We start from the raw sequence: 18,117 nt of genomic DNA on the forward strand, positions 1-18,117 counted from the left end.
CGGGCTTGCGCCCGCTTTTCAAAGCTCTCAGGCGTTCTTCTCGCCGGCGGCTTCCGCGGAGGCTTCCGCCTTCGGGCCGCCCTTGGCAACACCGACCATGGCGGGGCGCAGCACGCGTTCGCCGATCGTGAACCCGGCCTGGACGACCTGGACGACGGTATTGTTCGGAACAGCAGAGTTCGGGATCTCGAACATCGCCTGGTGGAAGTTCGGATCGAACTTCTGACCTTCCGCATCGATCTTCTTCACGCCGTGGCGTTCCAGCGCCGACAGCATGGAGCGCTCGGTCATCTCGACGCCCTCGAGGAGCGTGGTCAGAGCGGCATCCGCCGTGGCTCGCATTTCGGTCGGCACGGCGTCCAGCGCCCGGCGCAGGTTGTCCGAAACGGCGAGCATGTCGCGCGCAAAGCCGGCTGCCGCATAGGCCTTGGCGTCCTTGATCTCGCGTTCGGTGCGGCGGCGCAGGTTATCCATTTCGGCCGCCAGCCGCAGGAAGCGGTCGCGCAGCTCGTTATTTTCGGCTTTCAGCAATTCCAGCGGATCCGGTTCGGCGGCAGGCGCCTCGGCATTCTTCTGGTTGGCCGCGTCCTCAAGAGCAGATGCAACAGCTTCAACCGTGTTCTCCGCGGCAGTTGCGTCAGGTCCGTTCTTGTTGGTTTCGTCGGTCATGACGGTCTCCGGTTATTCTTGGCTTGGATTTACGGGCTTGGATTTGTGCCCGATATCGAGGTTTAAAGTGAAAAAATCAAGGCTTGGTGGGAAAGTTGGGGCGGCTACGTCGCGAATTCAGCGCGACAGCCTGGCAAGCAGCTGCGCGGTGTAATCCACCATCGGCACGATGCGCGAATAGTTGAGCCGCGTCGGGCCGATGACGCCGACGGCACCGACGATCCGGTCTTCGCCGTCACGATAGGGCGCGACGATGAGCGAGGAGCCCGACAGGGAGAACAGCTTGTTTTCCGAGCCGATGAAGATTCGCACGCCCGGTCCTTTTTCAGCGAGATCGAGAATTTCGATCAGGCTGTCCTTCTTCTCGAGATCGTCGAAAAGCAACCGCAGGCGATCGAGATCGGCAACGTCTGCCAGACCTTCGAGCAGATTGGCACGACCGCGGACGATAAGCTGGGTCGGCTTGCCTTCCTCGCTGTCGCCGGACCAGACCGCAAGACCGCGCTCGACCAGTTCCTGCGAGAGCGCGTGGAGCTCACCCTGTACCTGATCCTTGAGTGTCTTCAGCTGGCCGCGCAGTTCCGGCAGCGTCTGGCCGCTCAGGTGGGCGTTGAGGAAATTGGCCGCTTCGGTCAGCTGCGACGAGGTCACGCCGGCCGGAAGTTCGATAATGCGGTTTTCCACCTGGTTATGATCGCCGACAAGCACCGCAAGCGCCTTGGTCGGCTCGAGACGAATGAACTCGACGTGCTTTAGAACCGGGTCGCTCTTGGTGGTAATGACGATCCCGGCGCCGCGCGAGACGCCCGACAGCATGCGGCTCGCCTCTGCCATCAGGCTTTCCATCGGCTGGTCGCGATCAGCGGGCCGAATCTGCCGGTCGATATTGGCACGCTCCTCGGCCGACAGGTCTCCGACCTGCATGAACGCGTCGACGAAAAAGCGAAGCCCGGACTGGGTCGGCAGGCGGCCGGCGCTGATATGCGGGGAGTAGATGAGGCCCAGTTCCTCGAGATCGCTCATCACATTGCGCACCGACGCCGGCGACAGCGATATGGGCAGCAGGCGGGAAAGATTTCGAGAGCCGAGCGGTTCGCCGGTCTCCAGATAGCTTTCCACGATGCGGCGGAAAATTTCGCGCGAACGGTCATCGAGCACAGAACCGCTGTCCCTACCCGTCGATGCCGAAAATCCCATCTAAACCTTCACCGCTCCATTGATCTTTCGATAAAATATAGTCATTCGCCGCGCCTTCTCCAAAGGGAAAATCATCACGGGCATAATCATTCGCCCTCAGAGGGCCTCAGGCCTTTTTCTTTGCAAAAGCTGGGCCGGGGCCGTAGAAGGCGGAAACAGAAATCCAGGGAGTGAAGCATGCGGCCTTCAGGCAGACAGTTGAACCAGATGCGCAAGGTCTCATTCGAGCGCAATTTCTCCAAACATGCCGAAGGCTCATGCCTCGTCAAGTTCGGCGACACGCATGTGCTTTGTACCGCGAGCCTGGAAGAAAAGACACCGCCGTGGCTGCGCAACAGCGGCAAGGGCTGGGTGACCGCGGAATACGGCATGCTGCCGCGCGCCACGGGCGACCGCATGAAGCGTGAAGCCGCCGCCGGAAAGCAAGGCGGCCGCACCCAGGAAATCCAGCGCCTGATCGGCCGCTCCCTGCGCGCCGTCATCGATCTCGAAGCGCTCGGCGAAAAGCAGATCACCATCGACTGCGACGTCATCCAGGCGGACGGCGGCACGCGCACGGCGTCGATCACCGGTGGCTGGATCGCGCTCTACGATTGCTTGAAGTGGATGGAAGCCCGCTCGATGACCAAGGTCGACAAGGTGCTGAAGGACCACGTCGCTGCGATCTCCTGCGGCATCTTTGCCGGCCAGCCGGTCATCGACCTCGACTATATCGAGGATTCGGCTGCCGAGACGGACGCCAATTTCGTGATGACCGGCTCCGGCGGTATCGTCGAGGTGCAGGGTACGGCTGAGGGCAAGCCCTTCAGCCAGGAAGAGTTCCTGAAGCTGCTGGCGCTTGCCCAGGACGGCACCCAGGAACTGGTGGCGATGCAGAAGCAGGCGATTGCCTGAAACTCGCTGAGAGAGGTGCTCTTTGATCGAAGGCATTCTCGAAACCGCACTTTATGCTGACGATCTCGATGCCGCCGATGCCTTCTACGGCGGCATCCTCGGACTTGAAAAGGTTCTGCGCGCCGGCAACAGGCATGTGTTCTTCCGATGCGGGCCGGGCATCCTGCTGATCTTCAACCCCGCAGAGACGGTGAAGCCACCGCCCGCCGGTGCCTTGCCGGTTCCGCCCCATGGTGCGACAGGACCGGGGCATATCTGCTTTCGCATGACGAGCGAAGCGATTGACTTGCTCAGGGAAAAGCTCAACAAGGCAGGCATTGCCATCGAAAGCGATTTCCGCTGGCCGAACGGTGCCCGCTCAATCTATTTCCGCGATCCGGCCGGCAACAGCCTGGAATGCGCAGAGCCGAGGCTCTGGAATATCGAATAGGAATTGAAATGCGCAAGCTCGATACGAAAACGATCGTCGTCGCCAGCCACAATGCCGGAAAGATCCGCGAGATTGCAGAGCTGATCGGTCCCTTCGGCTTTTCCGCGAAATCCGCCGCCGAACTGAAATTCGAAGAGCCCGACGAAACGGGCACGACATTCGAGGAAAACGCCGCGATCAAGGCGCTCGCCTCTGCCAAAGCCTCCGGACTGCCGGCGCTGTCGGATGATTCCGGCATCGTCATCGACGCGCTCGATGGCGCACCCGGCGTCTATACCGCCAACTGGGCAGAGCGCGAGGACGGCAGCCGCGACTTCCAGATGGCGATGGAGAAGGTCGAGACGGCGCTGGAGGAGCGCGGCGCAACAAGGCCGGAGCAGCGTAGCTGCCGCTTTGTGAGCGTGCTCTGTCTCGCCTGGCCGGATGGACACACGGAAATGTTCCGCGGCGAGGTGGAAGGTACCGTGGCGTGGCCGCCGCGCGGCACCCAGGGATTTGGTTATGACCCGATCTTCCAACCGCAGGGCTATGATATTACCTTCGGTGAAATGAGCAGTGATCAGAAACACGGCTGGAAACCCGGCGAACCGGAAGCGCTCTCGCACCGTGCGCGTGCCTTCAAGCGTTTCGTTGAAACCTGCCTGGAGGCTTGAGGCGCTTTGAATTCAGCCGCTCCTCTTCTGCGCGATACCCTACTGCCTGATACGGGCGAGCCGGGCTTTGGCGTCTATGTGCATTGGCCGTTCTGCGCGGCCAAGTGCCCCTATTGCGACTTCAACAGCCATGTGCGCCACCAGCCGGTGGACCAGCCGCGCTTCACCGCCGCCTTCCTCAAGGAAATGGAAGTGATGCGGCGCATGAGCGGACCGAAGACCGTCACCAGCATCTTTCTCGGCGGCGGCACGCCGTCGCTGATGGATCCTGCGACAGTCTCGGCGATCCTCGACGGCATCGCCAGGCACTGGCATGTGCCTGACGGTATCGAGATCACCATGGAGGCCAATCCCTCCAGCGTCGAGGCGACCCGCTTCCGCGGCTATCGCGCTGCCGGCGTCAACCGCGTGTCGCTCGGCGTGCAGGCACTCAACGATCCGGACCTCAAATTCCTCGGCCGGCTGCATGACGTGGCCGATGCCCTGAAGGCGATCAGGCTGGCGCGGGAGATCTTTCCGCGCATGTCCTTCGACCTCATCTATGCCCGGCCGAAACAGACGGTCGAGGCCTGGGAAGCAGAACTGAAGGAAGCGATATCCTACGCGGTCGATCACTTGTCGCTCTACCAGCTCACCATCGAGGAAGGCACGCCCTTCTATGGCCTCCACAAGGCCGGCAAGCTGATCGTGCCGGATGACGACCAGTCGGCAGCGCTCTACGAGGCAACGCAGGAGATTACCGAGCGGTTCGGCATGCCTGCCTACGAGGTTTCCAATCACGCCCGCCCCGGTGCTGAAAGCCGCCATAACCTGACTTACTGGCGCTATGGCGACTATGCGGGCATCGGACCCGGCGCCCACGGGCGCCTGATGCGCGGAAGAGACAAGATCGCGACCTCCACCGAACGCCGTCCGGAAACCTGGCTGGAACAGGTGGAACGCATCGGCCATGGCATGCTGGACGAGGAAATCCTCGGCTTCGAGGAACAGGCCGACGAATTGCTGCTGATGGGCCTGCGCCTGCGGGAAGGGGTCGATCTCGCCCGCTGGCAGCAGCTTTCCGGCCGGGACCCGGACCCGATCCGCGAGGAGCGGCTGCTGGAACACGGCTTCATCGAGCGCCTCGGCAATTCGCGGCTGCGTTGCACGCCGTCCGGCATGCTGATCCTCGACGCAGTGGTGGCCGATCTCGCCTGCTGAAAATCCGGCGCTTAAGCTTTTACCGCCAGGACATGCAGCCAGTCGGTCGGCTTTTTGTCGTAACCGCTGCCGTGAACTTCATCGATATCGACGGAAGTCCAGGTGAAAGCCTCGTAAGCGGCGCTTAGCCAGGCCCTGGACGGATAGTTGTAATAACGTCCGAGGCCATCATGACCTTCGGCCTCCCCGGCCTTGAAGCTCGCGTAGAAGACGCCGCCCGGGCGCAAGGCCTTGTGAATGCGGCCGAGAATGCCACCGAGTTCCACCCGCGGCGCATGCAGGAGGCATGCATTGGCCCATATGCCGTCAAACGCCGAGACCGCGTCGATTTCCCCGAACTGGAGCACGTCAACCGACCTGCCCAGATGTTTGGCGGCCTGCTCCGCCATCTCCGGCGTGCCATCCGTGGGCGTGACGTCGAAACCCCGCGTGATCATCACCGCGCTATCCCGCCCACTGCCGCAGCCGAGTTCGAGGATGGCGGCGCCGGGCGCGAGTTTTGACAGGAAGCTATCGAGGCGGCGTGTGTTCGCAGCAGAACTTGCCGCGTAGATCACCGCGTTTTCGCTATAAAAGCTGGCCGTGGGATCCTTCTCGATGGCCATCGCTGATCCTCAGCGCTGCGACATCAGCAGCTTGGTGCCAAAACCGACGAAAATCATGCCGACGCCGAGATCGATCTTCTTCTTGGCCTTGAGATAGGCCGCCGCCACCGATCTGTGGGTGATCAGCGCGACCAGGAAGGTATAATAGACTGTCGAGACGGCGACCATGACGGCAATCGCCGCCAGGCCATACAGGAAAGGCGTTCCGGCCGGCATGGTCGCGGCGAAAAGACTGGCGACGAAGAGCGCCGATTTCGGATTGGCAAGATTGGTTGCCAGCCCCATCCGGTAGGCGGTCTTGAGCGGCACCTCGACCCGAGCCGCCACGATATCAGCCGACTGGCGCGACTTTCGCGCATCCAGGAAGATCTTCAATCCGAGCCAGACGAGATAAAGCCCGCCGACGATCTTGAGTACTACATAGGCAAAGGGAGCCGCCTGAAAGAGGGCATTGATCCCCAGCCAGCCGGCAAAACCCCAGCAAAGCGTGCCGGTAATGGTCCCCATCGCCGCCAGGATAGGAACGCGGCGCGGCGCGGTCAGCGCATAACGCATGACCAGAAGCGTATTGGGCCCTGGCGTTATGCACGCCACGGCCCAGATTGTTGCTACAGAAAGCAGAAACATATATTTTAAGCGTTGTTCTCGTTGATCAGCCGTTTCAGCAGTTCTACCTCGTGGCTGAGCTTCGTGTCACCCGAAATCAATTCCTCGATCTTGCGGACGGCATGCAGGACGGTCGTGTGGTCCCTGCCGCCGAAACGGCGACCGATTTCCGGGAAGGAACGCGGCGTCAACGTCTTCGACAGATACATGGCGATCTGGCGCGGCTTGACGATCACCCGGGTGCGGCGGTTCGAGACCAGTTCCTGGCGCGACACATTGTAATGACGCGCCACGATGCGCTGGATGTCCTCGATACGGACGCGCTTGGCCTCGCCTGCGCCGACCAGATGCGCGAGCAGTTCATCGACACGCTCGATCGACAGGGAGGGTTCGAAGGAGCGACGGAACAGAAGCTGGTTGAATGCGCCTTCCAGCTCGCGACCGCTGGCGGTCACATTGCGGGCGACGTGGCTCAGGATTTCCGCCGGGATATCGAGTGACGGATCGTCCTGGCGGGCGGTCGCCAGCCGACCCTTGATCATTTCGAGACGCATCTCGTAATCCGGGGCCTCGACTTCGATTGCCACACCGCCCTGCAGACGCGAGCGGACGCGCGGATCGAGCGATTCCAGCTCCCAGGGCGCCCGATCGGCGGCAACCACCACCTGCTTGGCGCTGTCGAGCAGCATGTTCAGGAGATGGCAGAACTCGTTCTGGATCATCTTGCCCTGCAGGAACTGCATGTCGTCGATGATCAGCAGGTCGATATTGCGCAGAGAGTCCTTCAACGTCAGCGCGTCGTTGTCGCGGATCGCGGTCGCGAAACGCCACATGAAATATTCCGCCGTCAGATAGACCACCCGCGGCATGCGCTCGCTGCCAACTGCCGCATTGGCGATCGCCTGCAGAAGGTGCGTCTTGCCAAGGCCGACGCCCGAATGAATGAAGAGCGGATTGAAACGGACCGCGCTGGCGCCGGCTTCGGCGATGGTCTTGGCCGCAGCAAGCGCTACCCGGTTCGACGGGCCTTCCACGAAAGTGTCGAAGGTGAAACGGCTGTCGAGCGGGGAGCCGAACAGCGGTCCGGGAGCCTGGGCAGAACGCGCCGGCGCAGCAGACGGCGACGGGAAGGTCGCGATCTTGCCAATCTCGCGGGGGCCTTGAGAACGCGGAAACGAGGCAACAACAGCGGGTTCCGGTGCCAGGCTGCGCTCTTCACCTGCCACGGGGGCCTTGGTGCTACGACTTGCGCTACGCACCAGGATTTCGACCTTCAGGATCTCGGCGTCTTCCGCCTGGAATATGGTGGTGATCAGATCGAGGTAACGATTGTTGATCCAGGACTTCAGAAAAGTGGTCGGCACCGTGAGCCGAACAACGCTCTTTGAGACGGAATGCAGCTTCAAACGCCCGAACCAGCTTGCATAAACATCCTGACCGACCTGTGCCTTCAGACGCGCACTAAACCGCTCAAAAAGAGCATTATGCTTCATTTCCGTCGTTTCCCCTGCCGCCTGGGAGCAACTTGGATCAAATGCCTGCCGCGCCTGGTCCCCATTACCTGCACGGGCTGATATAGTATTCATATGCATAATTCGCCGCCTTCCAAATCTCGTAGCCTGGCGGTTCTCGTTAACGCCGCCAGAACAAACTTCGTTTCAAGGCATGGCAAACCATTCCCAATCATTGAGAACCGTCGCCGCCCGTCCCCTTTTTTTCAAAACCTTCGCTCGTCCTCGCAGCCGATCGAAAGTCGCGCTCAGCCCGCCTCGTGAACGGTCTGGGCTTGCGGGAGCCACCCCGCATGTACGAACGCCCTCATCCTCATCGTGAGCCGTTCGAACTTCTTCCACCTCCTTCACCCGGACACTGGACCGGATCGCGTTGACAAAAACCGACCGTTTCCGGAAATGCCAATTTCCGGATCGCAACCGATGGTTATCAGGAAAACGGGAGAATTTATCCCGTTGCAAAGGGTAAAAGTCTGCCTTCCGCCCAACACGTGACGGTAACCGGCAGCCCTCTGAAGTAATCCCCGCGCCCCTTGCTGAAGGTCATTTAGGCAGGATCAAATGCCAAGATCAATGATGAATTTTACGCAAAATTAAGAGGCGGGCGTTGACTCCGGGAGCGTGATTTGAATGTCACAGAGGCCGTCATGGAGAATCGCTGTTGAATCAATGGGATTCAAAATTGACATACATTCTGAACGATCGTTCACAGAAAAAATAAAAATCTTCTTGACTCCACCTGGGGGCTTTTGACCATCGCCAAAGTCACCCACAGACTCATAGACCTCCAATAACTCATTGATTATAATAACTATTTTCTGTCACGCCGATGACACGAAATTGTTAATGAGCCGGATAAATATAAGGAGCCCTGAGAGAAACACAAAAAGCCCGGTCGAGAGGACCAGGCTTCATTATGATACAGTTTGTGAAATGATCAGGCCGAAAGGGCCTTCACACGTGCAGCAAGACGGGACACCTTGCGGGATGCCGTGTTGCTGTGAAGCACGCCCTTGGTGGCAGCGCGCTGGATCTCCGGCTGGGCAGCCTTGAGGGCTTCTGCAGCAACGGTCATGTCGCCGGAAGCGATGGCTTCCTCGACCTTACGGATGAAGCCGCGAACGCGCGAGCGGCGGGACTTGTTGACTGCGGTACGGCGAGCGATCTTGCGGGTCGCTTTTTTCGCCGAAGTTGTATTGGCCATTTCATGCCTCTCTACGAATTCGAACCAAACTCCGCCGTTGCCGCGCCGGTCCTTGCGACCATCAATCCAGCAATTCGGGAGCAATAGAGGAAGCCATGATCAGGCTTTCCCAACTGTGGGCGGGCATATAACCGGAATACCCGCCCCAGTCAACGCGCATTTTGGCGGATGACCATCCGCTTTTGCGCGATTTACCGGTTGGAGAACTGCGGCTTGCGCTTTTCCACGAAGGCGGCCATGCCTTCCCTCTGGTCGGCGGTCGCAAACAACGAATGGAAAAGCCGCCGTTCGAAGCGCAGGCCTTCTGCCAGCGTCGTCTCGAAGGAGCGATTGACGGCCTCCTTGGCCATCAGCACCGCGGCGCGCGGGAAAGAGGCGATCTTCGCTGCCGCCTCGACCGCCTCGTCGAGCAGACGCTCCGGCGAAACGATCCGCGACACCAGCCCTGCCCGCTCCGCTTCCGCCACATCCATCATCCGGCCGGTCATGACCATGTCCATCGCCTTCGCCTTACCAACGGCGCGGGTCAGCCGCTGCGAGCCGCCCATGCCGGGAATGACGCCGAGGGTGATCTCCGGCTGGCCGAACTTCGCGGTTTCCGAGGCGATGATGAAATCGCACATCATGGCAAGCTCGCAGCCGCCGCCCAGCGCGAAGCCGGAGACGGCGGCGATCATCGGCTTGCGGGTGGCGGCAATCGCCTCCCAGCCAGAGATGAAGTCGTTGACATAAGCCTCGACGAAATCGATGCCCTGCATTTCCTTGATATCGGCGCCGGCGGCAAAGGCCTTTTCCGAGCCGGTCAGCACGATCGCCCCGATCGCCTCGTCCTTGCCGAAGGCGGAAAGCGCTTCGGTCAATTCGACCATGACGGTCGAGTTCAGCGCATTCAGCGCCTTCGGACGATTGAGGGTGATGAGCGCGACGGCGCCCCGGGTTTCGGTCAGCAGGGTTTCGTAGCTCATCGAATGTCTCCTCTTTATGTTTCTGGCGGCGGTTATTTCTGGCAGGCCGGGCAATAGAAGGTGGAGCGGCCCGCCTGGGTGATGCGCGCGACGGTACCGCCGCAGCCCGGCGTGCGGCAAGCGCCGCCTTCCCGGTCGTAGACGGAAAAGGAGTGCTGGAAATAGCCAAGCGAGCCATCCGTCTGAATATGATCTCTCAGCGACGAACCTCCGGCGGCGATCGCATCGGCAATAACATCGCGGATCGACTGCTTGAGGAGGACCAGTTCCTTGTTCGGCCTGCCGGTCTTGGTGACGACGCTGCCGGCGGCGCGTTTCGGCGAAAGATGCGAGCGCCACAGCGCCTCGCAGACGTAGATATTGCCGAGACCCGCTATCACGGTCTGGTCGAGGAGGGCGCCCTTGAGCGGCTGGCTCTTGCCCGCCAACCTCGCCGCCAGATAATCGGCGTCGAGCGCATTGCCGGTCGGCTCCGGCCCAAGCTCGGCAAAGGCCGGATAAAGATCGAGCTCGCTGCGCTTCCAGAGCTGCATGAAGCCGAAGCGGCGCGGGTCATTGTATATGACGCGCAGCAGGCCTTCCTTCTGTCTCAGATGGAAGACGACATGATCGTGTTTCTGATCCTTCGAACGCGGATGGTGAAACTCGCCGAGCGCTTCATTCTCGATCCGAAATGACCCGGACATGCCGAGATGGCTAATCACGGTCAGATCGTCCTCCAGGTCGATCAGCAGGTATTTGGCGCGCCTGCCGAGCGAGACGATACGGCGTTCGTGGACGGCATCGGCAAAATTCTCCGGCAACGGAAAGCGCAGGTCCGGGCGATTGAGTTCCAGCCTGGCGATCACCGCACCTTCCATTGCCGGGGCGAGACCGCGCCGGACGGTTTCCACCTCTGGCAATTCGGGCATGATCGACTAACTTCCTGTTTCAACGACATCGCGCCTGGTCTATAGACCGGACCGGATGTCGCACCCATGTAATGACACGCGCCACAGATAGCGTGCGATGAGCGATTTCGCTATGGTCGCCGGCCAGAAGAGAGACGTTAGGAGTTCACCGATGACTGAAGCCCGTACAAGCGCCGACGGCGGGATGGAAACGTCCTATGGCTTCCGCAAGGTTGCGGACGGCGAGAAGCAGGGCCTCGTCAACGACGTCTTCCACAAGGTTGCCAAACGCTACGACGTGATGAACGACGTGATGTCGGCCGGCATGCACCGCGTCTGGAAGGATGCGCTGATCGCCTCGCTCAATCCGAGAAAGGACGTCGGCTATAAAACCCTGGATGTGGCCGGCGGCACGGGCGACATCGCTTTCCGCATCGTCGAGGCTTCCGACCGGAAGGCCCATGTGACCGTGCTCGACATTAACGGCTCGATGCTGGCGGTCGGCGCCGAGCGGGCCGAAAAGAAACGCCTTTCCGAAAATCTCGCCTTCGTCGAGGCCAATGCCGAGTCGCTGCCTTTCGAGGCGAACTCCTTCGATGCCTATACGATCGCCTTCGGCATCCGCAACGTGCCGCATATCGACGTGGCGCTGAAGGAGGCCTATCGCGTGCTGAAACGCGGCGGACGACTGCTGGTCCTGGAATTTTCCGAAGTCGAGATGCCGCTTCTCGAGCGCTTCTACGAGGAATGGTCGTTCAAGGCGATCCCGCGCTTCGGCAAGATGATCACCGGCGAGGCCGAGCCCTACCAATATCTGGTGGAATCGATCCGCAAATTCCCGAACCAGGAGAATTTTGCGGCGATGATCCGCAATGCGGGTTTTTCACGCGTCACCTATACCAATTATACCGGCGGCATCGCGGCGCTGCATTCCGGCTGGAAACTCTGAACGCATGAGCACGATTGGCGCTTATTTCCGGCTTGCCCGCGTCGGCTGGGTTCTTGTGCGTGAGGGTGTGGTATCGGCGCTGCCGACCCAGGACATGCCGCCTTCCGTCGGCCTCATCAAGGCACTGGTCGAGCCCTTGGCGCGGTTTCGCTCCAAGACGCAGGCGCGCAGCGAGCGGCTGACCCGTGCCGTCGACCGGCTGGGGCCTTCCTATGTCAAGATCGGCCAGTTCCTTGCAACCCGTCCGGATGTGGTCGGGGTCGACTGGGCCGTCGATCTCGCCATGCTGCAGGACCGGATGGCCTTCTTCCCGACCGAGATTGCGAAAGCGGCGGTCGAGGCATCGCTCGGCCGGACGATCGGCGATCTCTATTCCTCCTTCGGCGAGCCGATCGCGGCCGCCTCGATCGCCCAGGTCCATCCCGGCGTCGTCAACGACAGGAAAGTGGCCATCAAGGTGGTGCGCCCGGGCGTGCGCCAGCGTTTCGCCCATGACATCGAAAGCATGTATCTCCTGTCGCGCATGCAGGAACGCTTCATGCGCTCCAGCCGGCGCTTAAGGCCGGTCGAAGTGACGCGAACGCTCGAACAGACCACCAAGGTGGAAATGGACCTGCGCCTGGAGGCCGCGGCGCTTTCCGAGATTGCCGAGAATACCAAGGACGACCCCGGCTTCCGGGTGCCGCTGGTCGACTGGGAACGCACCGGCCGCGACGTGATCACCATGGAGTGGATCGACGGCGTCAAGATGTCGGATGTTGCAGGTCTTCGCGCCGCCGGCCACAATCTCGAAAAGCTCGCCGAGATACTGATCCAGTCCTTCCTGCGCCACACGCTACGGGACGGCTTTTTCCATGCGGACATGCATCCCGGCAATCTGTTCGTCGACGCTGCCGGCACGATCGTCGCCGTCGACATGGGCATTGTCGGGCGGCTCGGCAAGAAGGAGCGCCGTTTCCTCGCCGAAATCCTCTACGGCTTCATTACCCGCGACTATATGCGCGTCGCGGAAGTGCATTTTGAGGCGGGCTACGTGCCGGCGCATCACGACGTGGCGAGCTTCGCCCAGGCGATCCGCGCGATCGGCGAACCGATCCACGGCCAGCCGGCGGAAACGATCTCCATGGCGCGGCTCTTGGCGCTGCTCTTCGAAGTCACCGACCTGTTCGAGATGCAGACCCGCACCGAACTGATCCTGCTGCAGAAGACCATGGTCGTGGTCGAGGGCGTGTCGCGCATGCTCGATCCGCGATTCAACATGTGGAAGGCCTCGGAACCGGTCGTCGGCCAATGGATCCGCGACAATCTCGGGCCGAAGCGCATTGTCTCGGACTTGCGCGATGGCGTCAAAGCTGCCGTCAAGCTTGCCGAGACGTTGCCGGAGATCGCTGCCAAGACGGAGACGCTACACCAGGAACTCGTCCATATGAGCGAGCACGGCCTGCGCTTCGATCCCGAGACGACAGAGGCCATCGGCAGGTCGGAGGCGCGACACAATCGCTCGGGGCGCGTCGCGCTTTGGATCATCGCGCTGTCGCTGCTGTATCTCGCGTTCACGCTGAGCTGAGGTTTATCCGGTCCCCTGACGATGCGAAAACCCTGCTCCGCAAGGGCTTTCGCCATATTGCAACTCCAAAGCGGCCTTTATTCCGCCGAGTTCTCATTCTCTGTTAAGGAATACATTCCTTTTGGGACCTGGCCTTCCGGAGACGTTTCATGGCGCTAGGCGCAACTCAACGCTTGCATGACGGCGTCGCAGCCGTCGAGACGATGACCCGCTTCGCGCTTGCCGTGTTGGCGCTGGCATCCGGCGTCTACACCTATCTCGGTGCGCGCAGCATTCTCGACGGGTCACCGACGGCCGTGTTTTTTGCCGCCGTCATCTATTCCGCTTCGGTCTCGGTCGGCATCTATGCCTTCTGGTCCTACATGGCCCGGTTCTATCCGCATGTGACGACCCGTGCGGGACGCACCGCCATGCTTGGCGTCATGGCGGTGGGTGCTGCGATGATCCTTGCCATGTCGAGCTGGCTGAACGCGGCGGCACTTGCCGGCTCCGCGGCCGTGGAGCAGCATCTCTCCGAGACGGTCGAGGACTATACCGCCGATCTCGACCGCGCCCACCAGAATGCGCTCGCGGCGCAAAGCCTGTTGCCGGATATCCAGCGCGCGTCCGAGCGTTTCTCCCAGCTCGCGGGCGTCGAGCGGCAATCCGGCTCGCTCACCGGCACGACCGGATCAGGGAGCGTCGTACAGCTCCTCAGCCAGATGTCGGCGCAGATGAAGTCGCTTGCAGCCAACATCAACACCTCGCGCGAGCAGGTGGACGAGCTCTTCGCCCGAGGGCAGAAACGGCTTGAGACGATGCGTTCGCTGGTTTCCGCGCCGGGCACGATCGAGCCGCGTGCCGACCAGTTTTCCACCGAAGCCGTGGCACTGACGGGCGTCATCACCTCGCTCGCCCAGACCTCGATCGCACCGTCGATCCGCCGCGCGGCGGACGACCTGTCGGTCGGGTTCATCGCGCCGGTCCCGGATGGAGGTGCTGCCGATCTCGTCAACCGCCAGAACCAGGTGATGGACACCGTCCGCACCTCGGTCACGGCGCAATCCAAGGCGCTCGCCAAGGCCGCCGACGAGATCCTCGCCCGGCCGCCGGTGCAGGAGCGCCGCTTCGTGCCGCTCTCCTCCGCCGAAGCCGTGCTCCATTATGCGCAGGACTTCATTCCCGCCTGGGCCGGGGCTATTTCCATCGACCTCCTGCCCGGCGTGATGGTGTTCATTCTCGCCACCGTGCATGGCGCGATCCGCCGACAGGAGGAAAACCTGCCCTTCGCCGAACGGATCACGGCTGCCGAACTCTTGCGGGCGCTTGAGGTTCAGCGTGCCGTCACGGCGAGCGGCGTGACCATCGAGCAGCCGATTGCGAAGGCGGAAGCCGACGACAGGACATTGGCGCCAAGACCGCAGCCGGCACCTCAATCAACGCCGGAACCAGCGTCCGAAGCCGAGCCGAACAACATCACCGCCATCGACCTCAAATCGCGCAGCCGGGACCGGTCGCATGAGGATCGGTGAGGCGATCAGGAAGCTTGACGAAGGCGTGCTGATGCGCGGCGCCTTCTATATTCTTCTCTCGGCTGCGGCGGTTTTCCTCGTCGTCGATGTTCGCGACATGACGGCGATGAACGCCGCCCTGCCCGGCTTCGACCCCATGCGCGAAGACCAGCCCGTACTGCCGCCGGCCTTGACCGAGGGCGTACCGGCAGCGCCACCTGTACAGCCGGCCAGTCCCCGGGAAGTGCTGCGCAAGCCGATGACCTTCGAACTCACCACAGGCGGCGTGCTGCTGGCCGAAGGGACGATCGATCCCGGTGCTGCCGCCCGCTTCGCCAAGGAGGTCGAAACGCGCGGCGAATACGTGAAGACAGTGGCCCTCAATTCGCCCGGCGGCTCGGTGGACGATGCACTTGCCATGTCGAAGCTGATCCGCGACAGGAAGCTCGACACCAAAGTCGCGGCGAAGGCGCTCTGCGCCTCATCCTGCCCGATCATGTTTGCCGGCGGCATCGGCCGTTTGGCGGAAAAGGATGCGGTGATCGGCGTGCACCAGGTTTTCAACGGAGCCAAGGATCGGCCGTCGGCGGAACAGGCGATGTCCGCCGCGCAGGCGACCACCGCGCGGGTCGCCCGCCATCTAGACCAGATGGGCATCGGCGCGGGCCTGTGGATCCATGCGCTCGAAACGCCGCCGGACCGGCTCTATTACCTGACACCGAAGGAAATGGCGGATTTCAGGCTGACGACCGAGCCGCTCGCGACGGCCAGGAAGAAGATCTAGCGTCCCGCCGAACCTTGAGGGCACCAGGTCAGCCCTGTGCCTTGATCTCCCGTTCGCAGAAGGTGATGCGGTTGCTGAACGGGTCGATGACCGTCACTTCCAGACCCCAATCCGCCTGTTCGAGCCCTGGCTTCATATAGGGGTAGTTCCTGCCGATCAGCTCCTGCTGGAAGGCGCGCACGCCCGTCATCGGCACAAAGACCCGCGCGCCGGGCGAGGCATCGCCCGCATGCTCGGAGAGGTGTATCAGCATGCCGCTTCGCGAGACCTGGCAATAGAGCGGGAAGTTTTCGCCGAAGCGGTACTCCCAGTCCACGGTGAAGCCCAGGAAATCGCGGTAGAATTCCATCGCCTTGTCGATCGAAAATATCCGGAAGATCGGAATGGCCGGCTGGATCGACACCGCAGCCGACTTGCTTTGCTGCGGCTCCGACGCGTCGATCTTTGCAGCAAGGATATTCCAGTTGTCGTAGCCGAACTGGGTCGCAACCAGTTCCAGGACCTGGCTATGCGTCAGCTCGACCTTACGTTCGGCAAGCGCCTCGCGCAGGCTTTTCGCCATCAGTTTTGCATCGCGGAAATCGCGCATCTCATCATCCTTTCAACAGACGAACAAGGACCGGTCGGGTCCCATCAATCAGCGCCCGCATTGCTGATCCGTTCGTCATCGCTGGCCGGATTGGCAAAGGATGAGAGGCGGTGGATGCATTCACCTTGGCGCTCTGGGCGCCGCGGGCGGCTGGCCGCATCCGGCCGCAAACAGGAGTAATGCAGTCCAGAATTCAGCGCAAGATGTTCGGATTATTTTCGCGTCAGTGCGTGACCGGTTCCGGGAAGATCCGGCCCTGCTTCGCCTTGGCGCCTGCCTTGAAGAGCGGGCGCGTCGGACTGGTGACGACATCTGTTGCTGCGGCCGTCGCGCTCTCGATCGCCTCGCCCGCGACGCCTGCGGCAAGGGCGCGTTTGCGGCCGCTTGTCTTGCCAGGCTTACGGATGTCGGCCCGCTCGTCGGTGAGGACGGTAGCGGCAGCATTGGCACCGGCGACGAGGGCTCTCGCCAGCATCTGCCGGCCGGTGCGGCTCGCCAGCATGTTGCGCAGCAATGACGACCGGCGCACGGATTTCGGCACCTTGAATCCGGCTATCTTCTTCGGAATGAAATTCTTTTTCATGGCGGCTCTCCTTTGCAGCCGAACTCCCGTCAGCTGCAACTGTTCCGCGGCCGTCAGCGGGAAGGCAATTGCAACTCGGCAGCCAAAGGCTTAGCTTCCCGCTATTCTGGCATCGGGTAATGGCATGGAACTCTCCGGCAAGCGCATCCTTCTGATCATCTCCGGCGGCATCGCGGCCTATAAGAGCCTCGATCTCATCCGCCGGCTTCGCGAGCGGGGGGCATCAGTCCGTCCGATCATGACCAGGGCGGCTCAGGAATTCATCACACCGCTCGCGGTCGGCGCGCTGTCCGCCAGCCATGTCTATATCGACCTGTTTTCCCGCGAGGACGAGCAGGATGTCGGCCATATCAGGCTCGCCCGCGACAACGACCTAGTGATCATCGCACCCGCCAGCGCCGACCTGATGGCCAAGATGGCGCATGGGCTGGCGGACGACCTTGCGAGCGCGGTGCTGCTTGCCTCCGACCGACCGGTCCTGATCGCGCCCGCGATGAACCCGAAAATGTGGGCCGCTCACCCGACCAGGCGCAATGCCGAGACGCTGAAGGCCGACGGCATCCATTTCATAGGCCCGATGGCCGGCGAGATGGCGGAAAGCAACGAGGGCGGCACCGGGCGCATGGCCGAGCCGCTGGAAATCGTCGCGGCAGCCGTCAAACTGCTGGACGGCGCGCCGAAACCGCTTGCCGGCAAAAAGGTGATCGTCACATCCGGCCCGACGCACGAGCCGATCGACCCGGTGCGTTATATCGCCAACCGTTCCTCCGGCCGCCAGGGCCATGCGATTGCCGCGGCACTTGCCAAGCTCGGCGCGGATGTGACGCTCGTCTCCGGACCGGTGACCATACCTGATCCCGTTGGCGTCGAGACCGTACATGTGGAACGCGCCGAGGAAATGCTGGAGGCGGTGACCTCCCGCCTGCCGGCCGATATCGCCGTCATGGTGGCCGCGGTCGCAGACTGGCGCGTCGCCTCGTCGGCCGGCCAGAAGATCAAGAAGCAGCCCGGCGAGGCTCCGCCTCCCCTCTTGATGACAGAAAACCCGGATATCCTCAAGACCGTGGGCCATCATGAGAAACGGCCCAAGATCGTGGTCGGCTTTGCCGCGGAGACCCAGGAAGTCGAAAAGAACGGCCGCGCGAAACTGGAACGCAAGGGCGCCGACATGATCGTCGCCAACGACGTCTCGCCGGAAACCGGCATCATGGGCGGCACCCGCAACCGGGTAAAAATCATCAGCGCCAACGGCGTCGACGAATGGCCCGATCTCGGCAAGGACGAGGTGGCAGAGCGCCTTGCGGCACTGATCGCCTCGAAGCTGGGATAGA

At 61.9% G+C, this 18,117-nt stretch carries 19 protein-coding genes; 9 read left to right on the plus strand and 10 right to left on the minus strand.

Annotation, left to right across the window (positions count from 1 at the left end; all coding sequences use genetic code 11):
- Positions 1-27: 27 nt before the first annotated feature.
- Together grpE and hrcA are read right to left on the minus strand one after the other, a co-directional pair.
- On the minus strand, positions 28-669 hold the full coding sequence (gene grpE / locus ACZ9EJ_RS16490; protein ID WP_046639771.1) for a nucleotide exchange factor GrpE: 642 nt from the start codon (positions 667-669) through the stop codon (positions 28-30).
- A gap of 117 nt (positions 670-786) precedes the next feature.
- Positions 787-1,866, minus strand: coding sequence for a heat-inducible transcriptional repressor HrcA (hrcA, locus tag ACZ9EJ_RS16495; protein WP_037079489.1), 1,080 nt, complete (start codon positions 1,864-1,866; stop codon positions 787-789).
- A gap of 177 nt (positions 1,867-2,043) precedes the next feature.
- Here hrcA and rph point away from each other — a divergent pair, with 177 nt between their 5' ends.
- From rph to hemW, 4 genes are read left to right on the plus strand one after another with little or no spacing between them, the layout of a single operon-like run.
- Positions 2,044-2,760 (plus strand): ribonuclease PH, encoded by a 717-nt coding sequence (gene rph / locus ACZ9EJ_RS16500; RefSeq protein WP_038583334.1) that lies wholly within the window; start codon positions 2,044-2,046, stop codon positions 2,758-2,760.
- A 22-nt stretch (positions 2,761-2,782) separates the two neighbouring features.
- Positions 2,783-3,190, plus strand: a complete 408-nt coding sequence (locus ACZ9EJ_RS16505) for a VOC family protein (RefSeq protein WP_046639770.1) — start codon at positions 2,783-2,785, stop codon at positions 3,188-3,190.
- An 8-nt stretch (positions 3,191-3,198) separates the two neighbouring features.
- A complete protein-coding gene (gene rdgB, locus ACZ9EJ_RS16510; protein ID WP_046639769.1) occupies positions 3,199-3,843 on the plus strand; it encodes an RdgB/HAM1 family non-canonical purine NTP pyrophosphatase in 645 nt (214 codons plus the stop codon).
- Positions 3,844-3,849: 6 nt separating this feature from the next.
- Positions 3,850-5,043, plus strand: a complete 1,194-nt coding sequence (gene hemW, locus ACZ9EJ_RS16515; protein WP_046639768.1) for a radical SAM family heme chaperone HemW — start codon at positions 3,850-3,852, stop codon at positions 5,041-5,043.
- Between the two features lie 11 nt (positions 5,044-5,054).
- On the opposite strand, the gene ACZ9EJ_RS16520 is transcribed toward hemW, so the two are convergent.
- From ACZ9EJ_RS16520 to mutM, 6 genes are all read right to left on the minus strand, one after another.
- Positions 5,055-5,648, minus strand: a complete 594-nt coding sequence (locus tag ACZ9EJ_RS16520) for a class I SAM-dependent methyltransferase (RefSeq protein WP_046639767.1) — start codon at positions 5,646-5,648, stop codon at positions 5,055-5,057.
- Positions 5,649-5,657: 9 nt separating this feature from the next.
- Entirely contained in the window at positions 5,658-6,275 is a 618-nt protein-coding gene (locus ACZ9EJ_RS16525; protein WP_046639766.1) for a LysE family translocator, read from the minus strand.
- Between the two features lie 5 nt (positions 6,276-6,280).
- Positions 6,281-7,846 carry a chromosomal replication initiator protein DnaA gene (gene dnaA, locus ACZ9EJ_RS16530; RefSeq protein WP_046627924.1) on the minus strand — a complete coding sequence of 522 codons (1,566 nt, stop codon included), beginning with the start codon at positions 7,844-7,846 and terminating at the stop codon, positions 6,281-6,283.
- An 856-nt stretch (positions 7,847-8,702) separates the two neighbouring features.
- Positions 8,703-8,969, minus strand: a complete 267-nt coding sequence (rpsT, locus tag ACZ9EJ_RS16535) for a 30S ribosomal protein S20 (RefSeq protein ID WP_038594489.1) — start codon at positions 8,967-8,969, stop codon at positions 8,703-8,705.
- A gap of 191 nt (positions 8,970-9,160) precedes the next feature.
- Complete coding sequence (locus ACZ9EJ_RS16540) at positions 9,161-9,934, minus strand: enoyl-CoA hydratase (RefSeq protein ID WP_046639765.1); 774 nt, start codon at positions 9,932-9,934, stop codon at positions 9,161-9,163.
- A 32-nt stretch (positions 9,935-9,966) separates the two neighbouring features.
- Positions 9,967-10,845: a bifunctional DNA-formamidopyrimidine glycosylase/DNA-(apurinic or apyrimidinic site) lyase gene (gene mutM, locus ACZ9EJ_RS16545; protein ID WP_046639764.1), complete on the minus strand. Its 879-nt coding sequence runs from the start codon at positions 10,843-10,845 to the stop codon at positions 9,967-9,969.
- A 151-nt stretch (positions 10,846-10,996) separates the two neighbouring features.
- Here mutM and ubiE point away from each other — a divergent pair, with 151 nt between their 5' ends.
- The 4 genes from ubiE to ACZ9EJ_RS16565 all read left to right on the plus strand — a co-directional run bounded on the left by ubiE (position 10,997) and on the right by ACZ9EJ_RS16565 (position 15,614).
- Positions 10,997-11,773, plus strand: coding sequence for a bifunctional demethylmenaquinone methyltransferase/2-methoxy-6-polyprenyl-1,4-benzoquinol methylase UbiE (gene ubiE, locus ACZ9EJ_RS16550; RefSeq protein ID WP_046627918.1), 777 nt, complete (start codon positions 10,997-10,999; stop codon positions 11,771-11,773).
- A gap of 4 nt (positions 11,774-11,777) precedes the next feature.
- Entirely contained in the window at positions 11,778-13,340 is a 1,563-nt protein-coding gene (gene ubiB, locus ACZ9EJ_RS16555) for a 2-polyprenylphenol 6-hydroxylase (protein WP_046639763.1), read from the plus strand.
- A 149-nt stretch (positions 13,341-13,489) separates the two neighbouring features.
- Complete coding sequence (locus ACZ9EJ_RS16560; protein ID WP_046639762.1) at positions 13,490-14,851, plus strand: hypothetical protein; 1,362 nt, start codon at positions 13,490-13,492, stop codon at positions 14,849-14,851.
- Positions 14,838-15,614, plus strand: a complete 777-nt coding sequence (locus tag ACZ9EJ_RS16565; RefSeq protein WP_046639761.1) for a COG3904 family protein — start codon at positions 14,838-14,840, stop codon at positions 15,612-15,614. The genes ACZ9EJ_RS16560 and ACZ9EJ_RS16565 overlap by 14 nt, the downstream gene beginning before the upstream one ends.
- 28 nt (positions 15,615-15,642) lie before the next feature.
- Here ACZ9EJ_RS16565 and ACZ9EJ_RS16570 read toward each other — a convergent pair whose 3' ends face one another.
- Together ACZ9EJ_RS16570 and ACZ9EJ_RS16575 are read right to left on the minus strand one after the other, a co-directional pair.
- Positions 15,643-16,203, minus strand: coding sequence for a glyoxalase superfamily protein (locus ACZ9EJ_RS16570; RefSeq protein WP_046639760.1), 561 nt, complete (start codon positions 16,201-16,203; stop codon positions 15,643-15,645).
- 223 nt (positions 16,204-16,426) lie between these two features.
- Positions 16,427-16,786 (minus strand): hypothetical protein, encoded by a 360-nt coding sequence (locus ACZ9EJ_RS16575; RefSeq protein WP_046639759.1) that lies wholly within the window; start codon positions 16,784-16,786, stop codon positions 16,427-16,429.
- A gap of 124 nt (positions 16,787-16,910) precedes the next feature.
- Between ACZ9EJ_RS16575 and coaBC the strand changes: the two genes are divergently transcribed.
- On the plus strand, positions 16,911-18,116 hold the full coding sequence (gene coaBC, locus ACZ9EJ_RS16580; protein ID WP_046639758.1) for a bifunctional phosphopantothenoylcysteine decarboxylase/phosphopantothenate--cysteine ligase CoaBC: 1,206 nt from the start codon (positions 16,911-16,913) through the stop codon (positions 18,114-18,116).
- Position 18,117 lies beyond the last annotated feature (1 nt).

It is taken from the genome of Neorhizobium sp. USDA 3394, from assembly GCF_056280385.1.

Coding starts and splice junctions, on each gene's coding strand:
- hrcA (WP_037079489.1), bottom strand. CDS start 1,866: ATGGGATTTTCGGCATCGACGGGTAGGGACAGCGGTTCTGTGCTCGAT.
- ubiE (WP_046627918.1), top strand. CDS start 10,997: ATGACTGAAGCCCGTACAAGCGCCGACGGCGGGATGGAAACGTCCTAT.
- grpE (WP_046639771.1), bottom strand. CDS start 669: ATGACCGACGAAACCAACAAGAACGGACCTGACGCAACTGCCGCGGAG.
- ACZ9EJ_RS16525 (WP_046639766.1), bottom strand. CDS start 6,275: ATGTTTCTGCTTTCTGTAGCAACAATCTGGGCCGTGGCGTGCATAACG.
- rph (WP_038583334.1), top strand. CDS start 2,044: ATGCGGCCTTCAGGCAGACAGTTGAACCAGATGCGCAAGGTCTCATTC.
- coaBC (WP_046639758.1), top strand. CDS start 16,911: ATGGAACTCTCCGGCAAGCGCATCCTTCTGATCATCTCCGGCGGCATC.
- dnaA (WP_046627924.1), bottom strand. CDS start 7,846: ATGCATATGAATACTATATCAGCCCGTGCAGGTAATGGGGACCAGGCG.
- ACZ9EJ_RS16570 (WP_046639760.1), bottom strand. CDS start 16,203: ATGCGCGATTTCCGCGATGCAAAACTGATGGCGAAAAGCCTGCGCGAG.
- mutM (WP_046639764.1), bottom strand. CDS start 10,845: ATGCCCGAATTGCCAGAGGTGGAAACCGTCCGGCGCGGTCTCGCCCCG.
- ACZ9EJ_RS16565 (WP_046639761.1), top strand. CDS start 14,838: ATGAGGATCGGTGAGGCGATCAGGAAGCTTGACGAAGGCGTGCTGATG.
- rpsT (WP_038594489.1), bottom strand. CDS start 8,969: ATGGCCAATACAACTTCGGCGAAAAAAGCGACCCGCAAGATCGCTCGC.
- ACZ9EJ_RS16560 (WP_046639762.1), top strand. CDS start 13,490: ATGGCGCTAGGCGCAACTCAACGCTTGCATGACGGCGTCGCAGCCGTC.
- ubiB (WP_046639763.1), top strand. CDS start 11,778: ATGAGCACGATTGGCGCTTATTTCCGGCTTGCCCGCGTCGGCTGGGTT.
- rdgB (WP_046639769.1), top strand. CDS start 3,199: ATGCGCAAGCTCGATACGAAAACGATCGTCGTCGCCAGCCACAATGCC.
- ACZ9EJ_RS16575 (WP_046639759.1), bottom strand. CDS start 16,786: ATGAAAAAGAATTTCATTCCGAAGAAGATAGCCGGATTCAAGGTGCCG.
- ACZ9EJ_RS16520 (WP_046639767.1), bottom strand. CDS start 5,648: ATGGCCATCGAGAAGGATCCCACGGCCAGCTTTTATAGCGAAAACGCG.
- ACZ9EJ_RS16540 (WP_046639765.1), bottom strand. CDS start 9,934: ATGAGCTACGAAACCCTGCTGACCGAAACCCGGGGCGCCGTCGCGCTC.